The organism is Kocuria aegyptia, from assembly GCF_039530085.1.
Classification (GTDB): Bacteria; Actinomycetota; Actinomycetes; order Actinomycetales; family Micrococcaceae; genus Kocuria; species Kocuria aegyptia.
In genome coordinates this window covers 1-16,008 of the sequence record NZ_BAAAOA010000016.1, presented here as the reverse complement: position 1 = coordinate 16,008, position 16,008 = coordinate 1, and the positions used below count along the sequence as shown (strand labels likewise).

The following is a 16,008-nucleotide window of genomic DNA, read 5'->3' as shown; positions in this document are numbered from 1 at the left end:
GCTGAAAGAACCCGATGCCGTAGCAACCCCGTGCCGTGTGTCCTCCCTGGGGACGAGCAGCCCTACACCCCGTTCGTGGTTGCGCCACTACCCCCACATGTCCGCCGGCAAACCCTCCTCTCTGGACCTTCACAGCACCCGGAACAAGTCCCAGCCTCCGGCCGAAGAGGCATCTCAGGAACTGCTGCATACCTGGGCCGCACCCGCTGGCATTGACTCACGACCCCGCCGATGGGGTGGATGGAGGGACGGCCTCAGCGGGACCAGTGGTCGTGAAGGAACTTGATGCCGACCCCAGCCAGGAGACATCCCAAGGCCAGCCACGAGGCTCCCCGCAGCGCAGCGCCTTCGAGGATCCGGAAGACCCCGGTGACAAGGACGCTCACCACGCTGACACCCAGTAAGAGCGTCATCACGATCAGCACCGCATTTTCTGCTCCTGAAGCGGCTACACCGGCTTGCTCGTCCACGCTCGAACGCTCATAGATGCTCAAGACCATGACCGCCACCACTGCCAGGAGCACGCCGACGGCCGCGTAGCTCATCCGGACCACACTGCCCACACCGATCGCGCCCGCCGTGCCCAACCCAACGAGGACATAGGCGGTCACGTTGCCTCTGCGCATCTGGACGTCCTCTCTGGTGGCCAGCCGATCATCGTCATTGATGGAAAAGATGGAGGGCCTCAGCGCCTGCGGACCCCTCACCGAAAAGACAAGTTGCGTCACGGGTTCGGCCGTGGAAGAGCTTAGGGAGCGGGCTTGTCATAGTCTCCACCAGGACAGGGGCCTTCGCCCTGGTTGGGGGAAAACCATCTTGCCCGAGAATTGATCGACCAACTGGTGTGGTTCCCGGTTGCGGGTGGAGCCAACGCGTTCAGTTACCTGCTGGGTTGGGATTTCGTGCGATTCCCGCTCGGCTGGAGCGGCTCGACGGGCTTGTGCTGGCCCACGGGTGCGCCCCACAGGAGAGGCACTCGGCTGGTAGCAACCACGCCCAGGGCCACCAGCAGGATGAACCCCGACAGTCCCAGGGCGTACATGCCCACGGCGTGGTAGCCGCCGACCACGTGCGGGTCGAGGAAAAAGTACGGGTACCAATCGACCAGCCGGCCCCGGACGAGGGTGTAGAGCGCCCACAGGACAGGAAAGATCATCGCCACCCACACGGTGGACCACCGCAGGCGGTTCCGGTAAGGGCCCACCAGGAAGTCGGCGACCGCGTAGACGGGCAACACGAAGTGCAGGACCTTCGAGGACGGCGGTACTAGGAACAAATGGCCGAACAGCTCGGCGTTGGCCAGCAGCACGGTGAACACGGCCCCGGAGACGACCATGTAGGTGGTGGCCACGGCCCGGAAGACGGTCAACCACACCGGCTCGGCCCTGCTGACGGCCGCGTGGAACGTCGCCAGCAGCACGGCCAGGATCAACAGGATGGTGCTATGGATGGTGAAGTAGCTGAACAGATTGAAGCCCCGGCAAGTCCCGGTGACCAGGGCGCAGTCCGCCCGGGAGACCACGGCCCAAAAGGCGAGGGCCAGGGCCATGACCCGCACCATGAGGACGACGAACCGCACGGTCTTCCCTTCCTCGAACCGGCCGGTAGTGCACCGGCCACAGCGGGAGTTCCGTGCGCACACCCCAGATGCACGCCCTGCCCTGTCCGATCCCAGGCTAGGCGGTAAGCCCGGGATTGAAGCACGGGGACGTCTTCAGCGACCGTCGGGCCCGGCAGGCGCCTACAGTGGGGAACACCCCAGGTCGATGACGCGAGGGCGAAACGATGACGAAGCCGTCACCCACCAATCCGGCCCACACGGCAGTTCGTGCCCGGCTCAGCAGGTGGGTTGTGGTCCCGGCGGTCCTTTGCACGGTCCTGACCGGTTGCGCAGATCCTGGTCCCTCGGGGTCGGAGGATCCCGGCAACTCGGCGCTGCCATCGAGGGCCCCGAGCGCACCGCACGCCACCAGCAGTACCTCTCCGGCGCCGACGCAAGGACCGTGGGGGGCGTACGGCAGCCGGGAAGAAGCGTGCACAGGGGTCGCCACGGATGTGGTGACCCTGTCCCTGCTCTCCTCCAGCCTGCCGGTAAGCCGACGCGCAGAGGACCTCCAGCAGGTGGAGAACCAGGTGCGAACCAGCCTCGAGAGCGCCCCGCCGGCCCTGGCCTCCCACTACGCCCGGATCCAGCTGCTGGTCGACAGCTACGGGGAGGACCTCACGGCTTACCAATCCTCCACGGCCGGACCGGCCCCGCGCGAGGCGCCGCGGCTCGACAATGCGGCCCTGGAGGAATCCCTCGAGCAGATCAGGGCCTGGTTGACCGACACCTGCCAGGACCGTCGCTGAGCTCCTGCCGTGGGCAGGGTCTTCGCCTGCTGGTCCTAGTGCTTGTCCTTCGCCCGAGCCCGTTCCTTCGCCCGGGTCCGGCGGAAGCGCTCCAGCTGGGCCATGATCTGCTCCGGAGTGAGCTGGTGGATCTGTGCGCGCTTTTTGATTTCCCACGGGTAGTAGTAGGGCTCCCAGACGATCTCGTCGTCGGTCCGCCAGCAGCCACCGGTGAGATAGCGCACCGCGGTGTTGGTGAAGGCCAGCACCGGCACCGCGAACAGCGCCCCGGGGATGCCGTAGAGGATCGAGCCGGTGGCCACCGCCAGGAACACCGCCAGGGGGTGCAGAGAAACGGCCTTGCCCATGATCAGCGGCTGCAAGATGTTGGACTCGATCTGTTGGACGAGCAGCACCACACCGAGCATCAGCAGCGCGTTGGTGGTTCCGTGGGCCACGAGTGCCACCAGCACCGCGACCGCCCCGGTGGCCACCGCCCCCACAATGGGGATGAAAGAGCCCAGAAACACGAGGATGCCGATGGGCAGCGCCAGGGGCACTCCGAGCAGGGCCGCGCCGACCCCGATACCCACCGCGTCGATGAAGGCCACGAGACCTTGGACCCGGGCGTACTGCACCAGGGAGTGCCATCCTCGGCGGCCGGCCCCGTTGACCGCCCGGCGGGCGGGTACCGGGAAGAGCCGGACCAGGAACAACCAGATTCTTTCCCCGTCCATGAGCAGGAACAGCAGGGTGAAGATGAGGATCACCAAGCCGGTGAGCACGTTGCCGGCGGTGGAGCCGAAGGAGATCGCCCCGTCCAGGATCGCTTCACTGTTGGCCTCGACCGTGGCTTCGAAGTCCCTGATCCAGCCGTCGAAGCTGCCCACACCAAGTTCCAGCGGGCTGTTCTCCAGCCGGTCCAGCAGTTGCCGGGTGCCGGTGACCACGCTGCCGGAGAGCTGGGCGAAGCCCAGCACGATCTGGCGGCCGGCTAGGACCAGCAGCCCCACCACGAAGCTGATCAGCGCGAGCACCGTCCCCATTGCAGCGGCCCCCGCCGGGACGCGACGGGACCGCATCCACTTGACGAGTGGGAAAAGCAGACCGGCCAGTAGCCCGGCGATGAGCACCGGGATCATCACCACCGTGATCTTCGACAGCAGATACCCGAACAGGCCCACGGCTACCAAAACGATGATCAGTCGCCACGACCACGCCGCGGCCACCCGCACCGGCACCGCCACCCCCGAAGCGGCCTCACTGCGCAGCGGGCGCAGCTGCCCGTGGGGCAGCGGATCGGCGGCACGCCGCCCGTCGTGCGGAGTCGAAGGCATGGCGACATCCTGACACGGGCACCGCTCATCACTCTGGGGAGCTCTCGTCCCTGACTGTGGAGCTGCTCCGGTGCGGTAGTCCAACAACGAGCGGTCGGATACACACCGTCGTACTCCGGTGGAAATCCCGCCGGTCCCGCGCACGGTCACAGGAGCAACTGTGCCGTGGTGCGCACAACCCTCCTCCGGCCCAGTCGCTTGCGCGCCGGTCACGACGGGCCCCGCACCACGGTTGGGCGTTGGCGGAGCATGGACCGGGGCCGTAGCGTAAATGGATGAGCACGGGAAGCAGAGTGGGATCGTGGGTGTTCCTCGCGGCTATAGCCGTCGCCGCGGCCAGTGCCATAGGTCTAGCAGTGATGCAGCACTGGGACGGGGTTTTGCGTTTCGCGGCGGTGATGCTGGTGCTGCTGCTGACCCAGCGGGCGAAGGTGCCCACCGGGTTCGTGGCGGCTTTCGCGGTGCTGGTGCTGCTGGCGATGTGGGGTTCGGTGCAACGCTGGTATGCGGAGATCCCGCACTTCGACACGATCGTCCACGTCCTTACCCCGGGCAGCCTGGCGGCGGTGTCCTACTTCTTGCTGGTGGACGCCGGCCTGCTGCCCGATGCCCGCAGGACCGGGCGGTCAATGCGGACATGGGCCCCGGTCGTGTGGGTGGGCCTCGTCGGGTCGGCCGCGGCGGTGCTGTGGGAGTACTACGAGTGGGTGGTCGAGCAAATCAGCCCGCAGGGCATGCTCGTGGGCTACACCGACACCATCATCGACCTGTTCGCCGGAATGTGCGGCTCCCTCCTCGCCGGCCTCCTCGTACTCCGCTGGGCGCGGCGGCACACCGATATCTGAACCGCCCACGGCCCGCCGTGAGCCGATCGGGTCCTGCGGTCCTTCGACGGATCTACCCGCCGGCCCAGCCCTGGGTGGCCATGACGTAGTTCTCTCCCTGGAAGTCCGCGTACAGCTCGTCCTCCAGATCGATCCCAAGCTGTTCCTCGACCTCGACCACCGAGAAGCTCTCCTGCATCATGCCGGTGATCTCCACGGACTCACCGTCTGTCACCGCCGGGATCTCCCGCTCCTCCACGATCAGCATCGGGTCGGCCGGACCGGCGATGGCGAACGTCTCCGGGGACAGCGTCCGGCTCACCTGCCCCGAGATCGTGACCTGCTGCCCGACATAGTTCTCGGCCTCGTTGATGAACTCCTGGTTGTACTGGCCCTCGTAGACGACCTTGTTCTCCTCCGTAGGGGTGCCTACGCCATAAGGGGTGGGGTTGCCCATGAACTCCCCTTCGGCCGGGACCGGGTCGTCCTGGTTGCACCCGACCAGACCCAGTACGGTCACAGCAGCCAGCATCGCGCTCAGCACGCGGGTCGAGCTTCGGTCGCGGATTCTCATCGTGTGCCTCCGATTGTGAGTGGGAAACCCCGGGGGTGACCTGCACGGCTGCCGGCTTCGGGATCCTCACGCTAGAGAGGGCGGCGCAACCACGGCAAGGCTGGCACCACATCGTGCGCCCCCGCCCGGGAACTTGTGACCTGACCGTGACCGCCCGGGCTTCCAGCGGGCCGGTGGTCTCCGCCCCCTGCCGCGGAGTGAGTCGGCGCCTCTAGGGTGGGACATGGCGATGGGCGAGACAGCCCGCACCGATCCAAGGAGCAGTGCACCGATGGCTGACGTGACGTCTTTCGACGGGACCCGGCTGGCGTTGACCGCCTGGGGGCCCGCCGACGCCCCGATCGTCGTACTGGTGCACGGACTCGGACTCTCCAGCGACTCGTGGGGAAAGGTCCCTGACCTGCTCGCCGCAGAGCACCACGTGGTGGCCTACGACCTGCGCGGGCACGCCCAGAGCGGTGACGCCCGCAGCGGCGACTACACCATGGAGGCCCATGCCAGGGATCTCGATGCGGTGCTGCACGAGGTCGTCCGCGACGGTTCGGCCGCCGTGGTGGTCGGCAACAGCCTCGGCGGGGGCATCATCGTCGCCCGCGCCCACCACTGCGGCAACGACCGAGTGGCCGGAGCGGTGTTCGCCGGCTCCGGCGGGTCCACCGTCACCTTCCCCGGCTTCCCAGCACGCGCACTGCCGGCGCCGGTGCAGGCAGCCCTGCGCCTGGGCTGGATGAAAGTGCTGCGCACCGTCGTGCTGATCGGCAAGCGGATCCGCTCTGTGGAGGTTCTCTCCGACCGGCTCGTCCGCCGGTTCGCCTTCACCGCCGAGGCCCCGCGCGAAATCGTCGCCCGGGTCCGGGAGGACTTCCTCAACAGCCGCCCCCGCGCACTGGTCCGCACCACGCTGGCCAGCATCAGCCACGACGGCAGCCGGATGGCCCCGGACCTGCCGGTGCCCACGCTGGTGATCCACGGCAGTGCGGACCCCGAGGTGTCTGAGGAAGACTTGCGCAAGCTGATGGGGGCACTGCCCGACGGGGAGCTCCTCAGCCTTCCCGGGGAGGGCCACATGCTGTCCCTGACCCGCCCCGAGCTCGTCGCCAAGCAGATCACACGCTGGGTCGCCCACGTCCTACCCACGGGCGGCCCAGACGGCGGATGAGAGACCAATCAGTCGAGCCGGCCGCCAGCGGGGGCAGCTACCTCCGAACCTGCGTACATCCTCAGCACATCCGGCGAAGTCACACCGGAGGTGATCACGGCCCGGTCACGTTTCCGGCCATGTCCGGCCTGTGGGCACTGCTGCTGTTGAAAGGCCCAGCTCAGCGTGCTTACGGTCGGCCGGTCCACCGCAGGTTCGCCGCGCACCGGGCCCACCGTACCGGGCCCAGCGCAGCAGCTCATCCAGGAGGCACCAAATGACCACCCGTGATCGCCGCCCCACCGCCCGCACCACCGCCGCAGCCCTCGCCGCCGTCGCCGGACTGGGCCTGGGCGGCTGCAGCACCGAAGGCCCCGAGACCGGCACCGACGTCGAGGACGTCACCGAGGGCGAGGTCCTGGAGTCCTCGCCTGCCCCGGAGAACAATCCCACAGCCGGAGACACCTTCATTGGCAACTACGACCAGGACTTCTACGACGAGCGTGAGACCTACGTCGGTCAGCAAGTCACGCTCTCGGCCGAGGTCAGCGACGTCATCAGCGACGACGCCCTGGTCATCGCCGGCACCGCGGAGAACACCGTGGACCCGCTGTTGGTGCTCTACAACATGGACCAGGTCGACATCGAGGAAGGCCAGGTCGTGGAGGTCACCGGCACCGTCCAGCAGGCCTTCGACCCCTCGACCTTGGACAACCAGGCCCAGGAAGAGTTCACCGACGAGCTCTACCAGGACCATGACCAGCAGCCCTACATCGAGGCCACCGACGTGCAGCTGATACCGGAGGAGTAGGACCCTATCGAGCCGCCGGCTGGTGACCGACTCCCCGTAGCGTAGAGCTATCCCTGTCCCGACACGGACGCCCTTGTCCGCGCCCAGGCAATATCCGAAGGACCTCGGGTCGGTGGAGGAAGTGAAGCTGACTGCCCGCATCGCTGCCTGCTTCGAGTGCGCCCCGACCTGCACAGCCGGTGCCGATGCGCGTCCGTCCGAGGACACGGTGGCGGAGTTGGCCCAGTGCATCCGCACCAGCCTGGACAGCGCGGATCTGTGCGCAACCACAGGCAACGTGCTCTCCCGGCACACCGGCTACGACGGCAGCATCAACCTGGCCGTGCTACGGGCCTGCTGGATGGTGGCCAAGGCCTGCGCCGAGGAGTGCGAAACCCTCGCGGACCGGCACGAGCACTGCCGCATCTGTGCCGAAGCCTACTGCCGATGCGAAGTAGCCTGCGCGGACCTGATCACCGCCCTGGGCTGACGACGGGGCATCCACCACCGCCCCGGGGCAACCTGGCCCATGATGCGGTCCGCGTCTGCCGGCCCAGCAGCAGATCACCCAGCGGGGGCAACTCCTCGGCCAACACCCAGTGCGCCGCTTCGACGACGAGAGGAACCACCATGAACACCACCCACCACCAACTTCAAGCACGGAAGCTGGCCGGTGCCCTAGCTCTGGCCGCCGCCGTCGGGGTGAGCACCGGCTGCGGCACCAGCGACCCCCCGGAACCCGCCCCCGAGACCGAATCCAGCCCAGCCCAGACCGAGCAGACCCCGAGTGATCAGGCCACCGCCGCCTACACCGGGCCCTACAACGAGGACTTCCGCACGAACGTGGCCTCCTACTCAGGGCAGCAGGTGCGCCTCACCGGGGAAGTCGCCGACCTGGTGCCCTCCCGCTCCGCGATGGTCCTCACCGACCCCGACAACCCGGATGCGGACCCGTTGCTGGTCAGCGCCCAGTACGCCTTCCCCGACGCCGAGGAAGGCGCGGTCGTGGAGGTCACCGGTACCCTGGAGACGAACTTCCATGCCCGGGCCGACCAGGACGACGTGGACAACGAGGTCGGGTTCTACGACCGCCACATCGGCCAGCCCTACCTGGACCAGGCCAGTCTCGGCGCCGAGTAGTCCTACCCGGGCGGGCACCGGGCCAGTTCAGGCCCGGTGCAACTCGATCGTGACCAGCTGGGGCGGGGCGTTGATCCGCACCGGCAACAGGCTGAAGCCGATCCCACAGGTCACGAACATCTCGTTGCCCTCAGCCCCGTAGCCTTCCGGGGCGAAGCCGTCTGCGACGAGCTCCTCCTCCTCGCTCAGCCCCAGATAAGACCACCGCGACAGCAAAGGAACCGCGATCTGGCCGCAGTGGGTGTGCCCGGCCACCGCCATCGGGGCCGCACCGGCGGGCAGCTCGGGGAACGTGGTGGGGTTGTGCATCATCACCAGCCGTGGTGCCGCCTCCGGTACGTCATCGAGGGCCTCCTCCGGCTCGGCTTTCCCGACCGCGGCCGGCCCCACCCCAACCAGGAACAGTCCCGACCCGCGGCCGCCACCGGGAGCGGGCAGCAGGACGGCTTCGTTGGCCAAGACCTCGACGCCTTGGTCCTCGAAGGCAGTGGTGAGCTCCTCGACGGCCCCGACGGCGTAGTCATGGTTGCCCATCACCGCGTACACCGGAATCTGCGCAGCGGTCAGGGGTTCCAGCAGCCGGGTTACATCATCCACCCGTTCCTGGATGCTGGTCTCGCTCTGGTAGAGGAAGTCCCCGGGCAGCAGCACCGCCGCCGGATCGGCGGCCACAGTGTTCTCCACCACACGGTCGATCATCGAGGTGTTGTCCCACCACATACCCACCTGCAGATCGGAGAACACCATCACCCGCGCCCCCTCCCACTCCGGACTCAGTCCGGGAATGCGGGCCTGAATGCGCTCCTCGTCGAGGATAAGCCGCGGCTCGACCGCCACCCCGTACCCGGTCACCACCAGGCCCAGGACGGCCAGCACCGCCACCAAACCCGTGAACCACGACCTGGCACGACCGCGCCGGCGCCGGCGGCCGCCGTCAGCATGTGCGAAAGAGTGCATCGATGCCCTTTCTGCTGCTGCCTGCGAACCGGCGGGCGTCTCCGCCGGTTCGCAGGCAGCACGCCGGCTGCTGGGTCACTGGTCCCCCACCCTAACGATCACCCACGGGACGGGCCGGACCCACCATGACGCGACGTGCGGTGACAGGCACGCCGGGCCCGCGGCCCCGCCTGCCCGGCCTCTCATCCCATCCATCACCTGTGCTCGCTAGGGTGGGACGACACAGGTCGAGGACCGGCCACCTTGCACACCGTCACCGGAGCACCAAGGAGCACGCAGATGACTCATCGGACACGTATTGTCGCCGCCGCCGGCCTGACCGGTGCCCTGTTGCTGACCGGGTGCCAGGACGAGACCCGGCTGACCGAGCTGGACCAGTCGGAGGTCTCCACCGAGGAACTGGTCGGGGAGCAGATCACCCTCACCAATGAGGTGGAGGGCATCTATGGTGAGGAGTTCCTGACCATGGGAGATGAACTGACCGTGGTTTTTGTGACGGAGATGCCGGCCGATCTGCGCCCCGGTGACGAGGTCGAGGCCACCGGCACCGTGGCCGCCGGTGATCTGTTCAGTGAACCTGGTGACCGGGATCGGTTGATGCGGCTCACCGATGAGGAGACCGCCAACTACCTCGTCAATCGGGAGTCCGAGCCCTACCTCACCGAGGCCACCGTCACCGTCGTCGAGTAGGTACCCGGTTCACTCGACGAAGGAAAACCTTCCTACCGCACCGGTGGCAAGGGCTTCCTTCGTCGTGGGGGCCAGAGTCTAGTTGTCCTCGATGACCTGAACGTCCTCGGCAACCACGCCGAGGTCGAGCTCACGCTCGATGAGATAGGACGTCTCGTCGTCGTTGAAGTCGACTCCCCAGCCGGTCTCGATGTCGGTCTCCACGATCTGGCGGACAGTGCCGGTGACCTGGACCATGTCCCCGTCCTGGAGGTCTTGGGCGGCGGCATCGCCCCCCACGACCGGGGTGTCGTCCTCACCGACGGTGAACAGGTTCGGGCCCACGATCTCGGTGACCTCATTCTGCATCGTGACCGTCTCGTTGAGGATCGCCGCCTGAGCGGAGGCATCTCCCTCTTGCGCCTCCTGCACCGGAGTCTCCTCGGCACAGCCGACCATCAGCGCGGAGGCGAAAGCGGCCGCAGCTGGCAGAGCAGAAATCTTCATCTTCGAGCTGGTCAACATGATGTTCTCCATACGAGGGGATCATTCGCTACTGACCTGTCCACCGTCGGAGCTCAGCCTCCGGCCTATTCCGGAAACCCGTCACACAGGAATAACGAAGTCCTGGGCGGCAAGTCGATACCCCCTTGTCAGCCCCTCCATGCCCACCCTTCGAGCGCTCCCTAGGTCATTGCAGGGCGGAGGTGAGCCGGGCGGTGTTGTCGAAATACTTCTGGTACCAGGGCCTCGCCAACCAGTCCTCCAACTGAAGCTCATGGCAGTGCTGCCGATAGTCCGCCACGAGCTCCTCCAGCCGGGCCACGAAGTCGGGGCCGACGACCATGAGGTTGACCTCGTGGTCGAGCACGAAGGAGCGGATGTCCATGTTGGAGGAGCCCACCACCGCGGTCTCCTCGTCGATGAGCACGAACTTGGAGTGCAGCACGTAAGGGGACCGGTAGAGATGGATCCGGATCCCGTCACGGATCAGCCGCTCGTAGAAAGACCGCTGGGCGTGGTGGGTGAGCGCGTGGTTGGAGGTCTCCCCCATGTACAGGTCCACCGCCACCCCGCGGCCCACCGCGGTGCGCAGGGAGTTGTACATCGAGTCCTCGGGCACGAAGTACGGGCTGCACACCGTGATCCGGGATCGGGCGGAGGCGAACAGGTGGTTGAACAACTGCAGGTTCGACTCCTGACCCAACCCCGGCCCGGACGGCAGCACCTGACAGGCCAAGTTCCCGTCGAACGGGCCCGGATCCGTGGTCGGATCCTGGATCAGATCGTCGGTCTCGCAGTACCAATCCGTGGCGAATAGCGCGTCCAGGTGCCCGACAGCCGGGCCGTGGATGCGGACCGTCATCCCAATCCACTGCAGGCCCCGCTTCTTGTTCTTGGCCTTGTTGTAGCTGCGATCGATGACGTTCTGCGAGCCGGTGAACGCCACGGTGCCGTCGACCACGAGGATCTTGCGGCGATTGCGCAGGTCCGGGCGCTGGTATTCCCCACGCCAGGGCCGCACCGGCAACATCCGCCGCCAGTCGATCCCGGCCGCCTCCAATCGGCGCACGAACTGCCGGTACCCGGGGTAGCCTGCCGCGCCGAGGTGGTCGATGAGCACCCGCACGCTCACTCCACGGGCGTGGGCCTCCTCCAAGGCGGCGATCACCGGCTCGGTGCTGGATTCGGCCACGGCGATGTAGAACTCGAAGTGCACATACCGCTCCGCGCCCCGGATCGCCTCGGCCATTGCGGCCAGCGACACGTCGTAGTCGCCGATGACCTCGATCCGGTGCCCGCCGGACACGGGGAAGGCACCGTTGTGCTGGTTCAGCCGCACTGTCTCAGCCACCCAATCCGGCAAACGCTCGAGCTGCCGGACCCTGTCCTCGGCATCCCCGGGATCGACCCTCTCCACCGCCTCCCGCTGCTTCCGCTTCCGGACCTCGGGCAGATCCGCCCGGCCCAGGAGAAGGAACACCAGCCCGCCCAAGATCGGGAAGAAAAAGATCACCAGCAACCAGCCCCAGGCCGCCGAAGGACGCCGGTTGTGCGGAATCGTGCCCAGCGCCAGTAGCCGGATGACCAGATCCACGGCGAAGAACGCAGCCCCCGCCCACGGCGGGACGGTGTTCCACAGCAGGTGAGGAATGTCCATCCGCCCGCCCTACGAGCATCCCATCCAGGGACCACCGAGCTGCCAGCAGCACTAACGAGATGCCCCGGAAAGCACTGGCATCATGGTCGGGCCGTTGCACGGCCACCGGGAAACCGGTGTCCACGGTGCGTGGTGATGCCCGCACCGACCCGTGCTATCACTGCCCTTGGATCGGGAATCGATTGCTCCCCAGTCGAGGGGTGGAGTAGGTGTGGTCCATGAGCGCACCAAACCCGGCCCAGATCTACGACCGCGCTAAAGAGGAGGGGGCGCGGCGGCTGTCCATGCCGCCCCTGGAACAGGCCTCGACCGGGTTCATCGCCGGGGTCACCATCGTCTTCGGCATCGTCGCCCTGTCCATGACCGAAGAGCTCATCGCCCCCAGCCTCGGCACCGGCCCCGGGAAACTGGCCGGGGCCCTGGCCTTCGGCACCGGCGTGGTGTTCCTCGTGATCGGTCGCTCCGAGCTGTTCACCGAGAACTTCTTCGACCCCGTCGCCGCGGCCATCGACCGGCAGGGGGCTTCAGTCTGGTTCCGGTTGGGGCGGCTGTGGATCCTGGTACTGGCGCTCAACCTGGTGGGCGGGACGGTCATGGCCGCGATCTTCACCATCGAGGGCGCACTGCCGGCCGGGGCCCACGAGGTCCTCGTGTCGGTCGCCGAGGACGTCGCGGCCAAGAGCGGGTGGGCTACCTTCGCTCGCGCCATCGCCGCCGGCACGCTGCTGACCCTGCTCTCCTACCTGTTACACGCTGCCGACTCGGCCACCGCCCGCATCGTGCTGGCCTACCTGGTTGGGGTCTTCCTCGCCCTGGGCCCCTTCGACCACGTCGTCGTCTCCGGGCTGCACCTGCTCTTCGGGCTCTGGCTCGGCGCGGCCGTGACCGTCGGGGACCTGGGGCAAAATTTCGGGCTGGCAGTCGCCGGGAACCTCGTCGGCGGGCTGCTGCTGATGACTCTCACCCACACCGTCCAGGCCAAGAGCTCCCCCGGAACCGAATGACCTCCACAGCCCCGAACCGAGGCATCGTTGCTTGGTTGCCGCCCTGTCGGACACGGGATGATCACGATGTGCGCCAGCCCCGCCTGCGGGCTCCCTCATCCTTGTTTCCCTTCCTCACCTGTGCATATGGCCGGGGATCAGCCGATTCGCACGCCACAGGCTCGCCCGCCAGCGGCCCACCTGCAGGAGGTTCACCGTGACACCGTCCCGACGCCCCACACTGCGCACAACCGCCGCGGCCGCCGCCCTGGTCCAACAACCCGGCCGAGGGGCTGAACAAGGAGATCCGGCGCCGCACCGACGCGGTCGGGATCTTCCCCAATCGAGCGGCCATCGTCCGCCTCGTGGGTGCGGTGCTGGCCGAGCAGACTGACGAGTGGGCCGAGGGCCGCCGCTACCTCGGCCTGGAGGTCCTCACCCGGTGCCGACTCACCACCGTCGCCGACGCCGGGAGCGAGGTGAGCTCCGACCCCCTGACCGCCCTTACCGCCTCATCCCCGCACGAAGGATCGCTACACCACTCCAGAGAGCTTGACCGCAGGCAAAAAGGGCCCGCCAAGACGAAAGGAGAGGTGTTGTCTACTGTAAACGCCACTAGGGGTCCGTCAGCTCAACGGCGCTTGGTTGCGTCGAATTAGCAGCGATGGGGCATCGTTCGGACTGCGATCGAAGCCTGCCTACTGACCGCGGCCCACAGGGCATTCGAGGGACACCGCAGTCGAACGTGCTGGGCTCCCAGCCATCGTCACGATCGTGGCCTTATCAATCCCGGGCCATGTGCTTCTAAAGTAGTCGACTTCCGTTTATCCGCACCCGATAAACTGGTCGGGACATCGTCCTGGGCTCCTGAGGAGTACGCGCCATGAAAACCGCCGCCCGCAAGTCCCTGAAGCGCGCAGGCCTCAGTGCCGCCGCCGTGGCCGCCCTGCTCACCGCCACCGGATGCACCTACATCAACCCGGTGGCCACCGCCGAGGTGGGCTACGCGCCCGCGGACGGCATCGTGGTGGAGATGGGCGACCTGAAGGCGACCAACCTGCTGATCGTGGCCCAGAGCGCTGACGCCCCGGGCCGCCTCCTGGGCAGCCTCACCAACAACGCCGAGCAGGAGATCACCGTCACGGTGGACGCGGACGGCGCCACGGGCGAGATCGTCGTCCCCGCCGGGAGCACCGTGCAGCTCGAGGATGCCGCTCCCGTGATCCTCGACCCGGTCGGTGCCATGCCCGGGCTCATGGTCGAGGCCGAGATCAGCGCCGCGGGCCAGTCCGTGACCGATTCCGTGCCGGTACTCGACCACACCTTCCCCCGCTACGCCGAGTACATCCCTGGCGGGGCCCCGTCCACCCCGGCCAACCCGTCCAACGTCCCGGCGGAGCCCGGCGACGAGGCCTTCGTGGGAGGCCAGCAGGCCGACGAGCACTGATCCGCCGCTCCCATCCGGTGCAAGACCGAAAAGGACAAGGGACATTACTGTCTTGGCAATTCGCGGTCGGCATTGATGGAAAATAAGGAGCAATGTGCCATGCCGCCTGGTTATCGGGGGCTGCCCCCGGTTCACCTGACTTCTTGACCTGCCCCACGGCCCGCTTGCCCTTGCTGGTGTGAAGCGGTGCATCTCCTCGAGAGGCTCCGACCATGCCGCGACCCTTCCCTGCCGAGTTCCGTCTCCGTACCGTCGCCCTCGTACGGGCCGGCAAGACCATCACTGCCACGGCCGCCGAACTCGGGATCAGCGCCGGTGCATTGCACAACTGGGTCCGCCAGGACCAGATCGACCGCGGGGAGCGATCCGGGCTCACGACCCAGGAGTCAGCGGAGCTGGCGAAGGCGAAGAAACGCATCCGGGCCCTCGAGGCCGAGGTCGAGATCCTCAAGAGGGCCGCAAAGCTGCTCGGGGAGGACCGTCCCGACCCAAAGGATCCATCCGGTGATCGATGAGCTCGTCGACGCCGGGCACCCCGTCAAGGTCTGCTGCCGTTTGCTCGGGGTGAGCAGTCCCGGCTACTACCAGTACAAGAACCGGCCTCTCTCGCCCACAGCGATGCGTCGGCAGTGGCTGACCGGGCTGATCCGGGAGGTGCACACCGCCTCCCGCGGCACTTACGGCTCCCGCCGGGTCCACGCCCGAGCTCACCCGCGACATGGACGTCGTCGTCAGTGAGAACCCGGTGGCCGTCTTGATGAGTCTCGCCGGGATCGCCGGGCTCTCAGGCCCGGCCAAGGTAAAGAAACTCAAAGGGATCGCCACCGCCGATGACCTCGTGCACCGCAAGTTCCACCGCCTGGCGCCCAATGAGCTGTGGGTCACCGACATCACCGAGCACCCCACGCGAGAAGGAAAAATCTACTGCTGCGCGGTGCTGGACGCGTTCTCCCGCCGGATCGTCGGCTGGTCCATCGACAACCATCAGGACTCCTCCCTGGTGGTCAATGCCCTCGACATGGCCATCAAGAACCGCCGGCCCGCACCGGGCGGGATCGTGCACGCCGACCACGGCGTGCAGTTCACCTCCTGGGCTTTCACCCGCCGGATCCGTGCCGCAGGGCTTATGCCATCCTTCGGGACCATCGGGGATGGCTACGACAACGCGATGATGAAATCGTTTTGGTCGTCCATGCAGATCGAGCTGCTGAATCGGAAGAGGTGGCGCACCCGGATCGATCTGGCCAACGCGATCTTCGAGTACATCGAGATCTTCTACAACCGTCAACGGCGTCACTCACAGCTGAACTACGAGTCCCCGGTCACCCACGAACTACGCTACGAACCACCGTCTATCCCTGCCTGATCTTCAGACCTCGTGGGGTAAGCGAACCGTGGGGCAGGTCAGAGAGTCAGCCAAACTCGGGGCAGTCCCGGCCCGTCCGGTTCCCGATTACCAGGGCTCCGCGCAGCGCCAGTGCCCGGGGCAATGACCGGGACTTGCCCCACCGGAGCCTGCACCCGATCCCTCGACCCCCGTGTCAGCGCTCTTGGAATTGTGGGCCGGTAGTGCTCGTCGAATAGTGGGCCACATGGTTGTGGTTAGTTTGTCTGCTCGGTGATGGCGGCGCTAGGGAGCGTGTCGGTTCCGAGGTGT

General features: G+C 67.1%; 16 protein-coding genes and 2 pseudogenes. 11 read left to right on the top strand and 7 right to left on the bottom strand.

Annotation, left to right across the window (positions count from 1 at the left end; translation table 11 throughout):
- Positions 1 to 254: 254 nt before the first annotated feature.
- Both ABD220_RS07730 and ABD220_RS07725 read right to left on the bottom strand, forming a co-directional pair.
- Positions 255 to 728, bottom strand: a complete 474-nt coding sequence (locus ABD220_RS07730; RefSeq protein ID WP_344121330.1) for a hypothetical protein — start codon at positions 726 to 728, stop codon at positions 255 to 257.
- 152 nt (positions 729 to 880) lie between these two features.
- On the bottom strand, positions 881 to 1,579 hold the full coding sequence (locus tag ABD220_RS07725; protein ID WP_344121329.1) for a Pr6Pr family membrane protein: 699 nt from the start codon (positions 1,577 to 1,579) through the stop codon (positions 881 to 883).
- A gap of 542 nt (positions 1,580 to 2,121) precedes the next feature.
- On the opposite strand from ABD220_RS07725, the gene ABD220_RS07720 reads away from it, so the two are divergent.
- Positions 2,122 to 2,352, top strand: coding sequence for a hypothetical protein (locus ABD220_RS07720; RefSeq protein WP_344121328.1), 231 nt, complete (start codon positions 2,122 to 2,124; stop codon positions 2,350 to 2,352).
- A gap of 35 nt (positions 2,353 to 2,387) precedes the next feature.
- Here ABD220_RS07720 and ABD220_RS07715 read toward each other — a convergent pair whose 3' ends face one another.
- Positions 2,388 to 3,668, bottom strand: a complete 1,281-nt coding sequence (locus ABD220_RS07715; protein WP_344121327.1) for an AI-2E family transporter — start codon at positions 3,666 to 3,668, stop codon at positions 2,388 to 2,390.
- A gap of 275 nt (positions 3,669 to 3,943) precedes the next feature.
- On the opposite strand from ABD220_RS07715, the gene ABD220_RS07710 reads away from it, so the two are divergent.
- Positions 3,944 to 4,513: a DUF2238 domain-containing protein gene (locus ABD220_RS07710; RefSeq protein WP_486326941.1), complete on the top strand. Its 570-nt coding sequence runs from the start codon at positions 3,944 to 3,946 to the stop codon at positions 4,511 to 4,513.
- Positions 4,514 to 4,565: 52 nt separating this feature from the next.
- On the opposite strand, the gene ABD220_RS07705 is transcribed toward ABD220_RS07710, so the two are convergent.
- Positions 4,566 to 5,066 (bottom strand): hypothetical protein, encoded by a 501-nt coding sequence (locus ABD220_RS07705; RefSeq protein ID WP_344121323.1) that lies wholly within the window; start codon positions 5,064 to 5,066, stop codon positions 4,566 to 4,568.
- Positions 5,067 to 5,337: 271 nt separating this feature from the next.
- On the opposite strand from ABD220_RS07705, the gene ABD220_RS07700 reads away from it, so the two are divergent.
- From ABD220_RS07700 to ABD220_RS07685, 4 genes are all read left to right on the top strand, one after another.
- Positions 5,338 to 6,225, top strand: a complete 888-nt coding sequence (locus ABD220_RS07700) for an alpha/beta fold hydrolase (RefSeq protein ID WP_344121320.1) — start codon at positions 5,338 to 5,340, stop codon at positions 6,223 to 6,225.
- Positions 6,226 to 6,481: 256 nt separating this feature from the next.
- Entirely contained in the window at positions 6,482 to 7,015 is a 534-nt protein-coding gene (locus ABD220_RS07695; RefSeq protein ID WP_344121318.1) for a hypothetical protein, read from the top strand.
- Between the two features lie 112 nt (positions 7,016 to 7,127).
- Entirely contained in the window at positions 7,128 to 7,484 is a 357-nt protein-coding gene (locus ABD220_RS07690; protein WP_344121316.1) for a four-helix bundle copper-binding protein, read from the top strand.
- A gap of 140 nt (positions 7,485 to 7,624) precedes the next feature.
- Entirely contained in the window at positions 7,625 to 8,134 is a 510-nt protein-coding gene (locus ABD220_RS07685) for a hypothetical protein (RefSeq protein ID WP_344121314.1), read from the top strand.
- 27 nt (positions 8,135 to 8,161) lie between these two features.
- Here the strand turns inward: ABD220_RS07685 and ABD220_RS07680 are convergent, their stop codons facing one another.
- Positions 8,162 to 9,016, bottom strand: coding sequence for a metallophosphoesterase (locus ABD220_RS07680; RefSeq protein WP_344121312.1), 855 nt, complete (start codon positions 9,014 to 9,016; stop codon positions 8,162 to 8,164).
- A 354-nt stretch (positions 9,017 to 9,370) separates the two neighbouring features.
- Between ABD220_RS07680 and ABD220_RS07675 the strand changes: the two genes are divergently transcribed.
- Positions 9,371 to 9,781 carry a hypothetical protein gene (locus tag ABD220_RS07675; RefSeq protein ID WP_344121311.1) on the top strand — a complete coding sequence of 137 codons (411 nt, stop codon included), beginning with the start codon at positions 9,371 to 9,373 and terminating at the stop codon, positions 9,779 to 9,781.
- A gap of 78 nt (positions 9,782 to 9,859) precedes the next feature.
- Here ABD220_RS07675 and ABD220_RS07670 read toward each other — a convergent pair whose 3' ends face one another.
- The gene (locus ABD220_RS07670; protein ID WP_344121309.1) at positions 9,860 to 10,297 is read right to left on the bottom strand and encodes a hypothetical protein; all 438 of its coding nucleotides are present in this window, start codon (positions 10,295 to 10,297) and stop codon (positions 9,860 to 9,862) included.
- A gap of 154 nt (positions 10,298 to 10,451) precedes the next feature.
- A complete protein-coding gene (locus ABD220_RS07665; protein WP_344121307.1) occupies positions 10,452 to 11,921 on the bottom strand; it encodes a phospholipase D-like domain-containing protein in 1,470 nt (489 codons plus the stop codon).
- Between the two features lie 218 nt (positions 11,922 to 12,139).
- Here ABD220_RS07665 and ABD220_RS07660 point away from each other — a divergent pair, with 218 nt between their 5' ends.
- The 4 genes and pseudogenes from ABD220_RS07660 (at position 12,140) to ABD220_RS07645 (ending at position 15,717) form a co-directional block, all read left to right on the top strand.
- A complete protein-coding gene (locus tag ABD220_RS07660; RefSeq protein WP_344121305.1) occupies positions 12,140 to 12,925 on the top strand; it encodes a formate/nitrite transporter family protein in 786 nt (261 codons plus the stop codon).
- Between the two features lie 248 nt (positions 12,926 to 13,173).
- Positions 13,174 to 13,422 (top strand): annotated as a pseudogene (locus ABD220_RS18060) (transposase); the annotation flags it as partial.
- Between the two features lie 365 nt (positions 13,423 to 13,787).
- Positions 13,788 to 14,351: a hypothetical protein gene (locus ABD220_RS07650; RefSeq protein WP_344121303.1), complete on the top strand. Its 564-nt coding sequence runs from the start codon at positions 13,788 to 13,790 to the stop codon at positions 14,349 to 14,351.
- A 212-nt stretch (positions 14,352 to 14,563) separates the two neighbouring features.
- A pseudogene (locus tag ABD220_RS07645) lies at positions 14,564 to 15,717 on the top strand (IS3 family transposase).
- Positions 15,718 to 16,008 lie beyond the last annotated feature (291 nt).

Coding starts and splice junctions, on each gene's coding strand:
- ABD220_RS07650 (WP_344121303.1), top strand. CDS start 13,788: ATGAAAACCGCCGCCCGCAAGTCCCTGAAGCGCGCAGGCCTCAGTGCC.
- ABD220_RS07670 (WP_344121309.1), bottom strand. CDS start 10,297: ATGGAGAACATCATGTTGACCAGCTCGAAGATGAAGATTTCTGCTCTG.
- ABD220_RS07665 (WP_344121307.1), bottom strand. CDS start 11,921: ATGGACATTCCTCACCTGCTGTGGAACACCGTCCCGCCGTGGGCGGGG.
- ABD220_RS07675 (WP_344121311.1), top strand. CDS start 9,371: ATGACTCATCGGACACGTATTGTCGCCGCCGCCGGCCTGACCGGTGCC.
- ABD220_RS07715 (WP_344121327.1), bottom strand. CDS start 3,668: ATGCCTTCGACTCCGCACGACGGGCGGCGTGCCGCCGATCCGCTGCCC.
- ABD220_RS07705 (WP_344121323.1), bottom strand. CDS start 5,066: ATGAGAATCCGCGACCGAAGCTCGACCCGCGTGCTGAGCGCGATGCTG.
- ABD220_RS07685 (WP_344121314.1), top strand. CDS start 7,625: ATGAACACCACCCACCACCAACTTCAAGCACGGAAGCTGGCCGGTGCC.
- ABD220_RS07700 (WP_344121320.1), top strand. CDS start 5,338: ATGGCTGACGTGACGTCTTTCGACGGGACCCGGCTGGCGTTGACCGCC.
- ABD220_RS07695 (WP_344121318.1), top strand. CDS start 6,482: ATGACCACCCGTGATCGCCGCCCCACCGCCCGCACCACCGCCGCAGCC.
- ABD220_RS07710 (WP_486326941.1), top strand. CDS start 3,944: ATGAGCACGGGAAGCAGAGTGGGATCGTGGGTGTTCCTCGCGGCTATA.
- ABD220_RS07660 (WP_344121305.1), top strand. CDS start 12,140: ATGAGCGCACCAAACCCGGCCCAGATCTACGACCGCGCTAAAGAGGAG.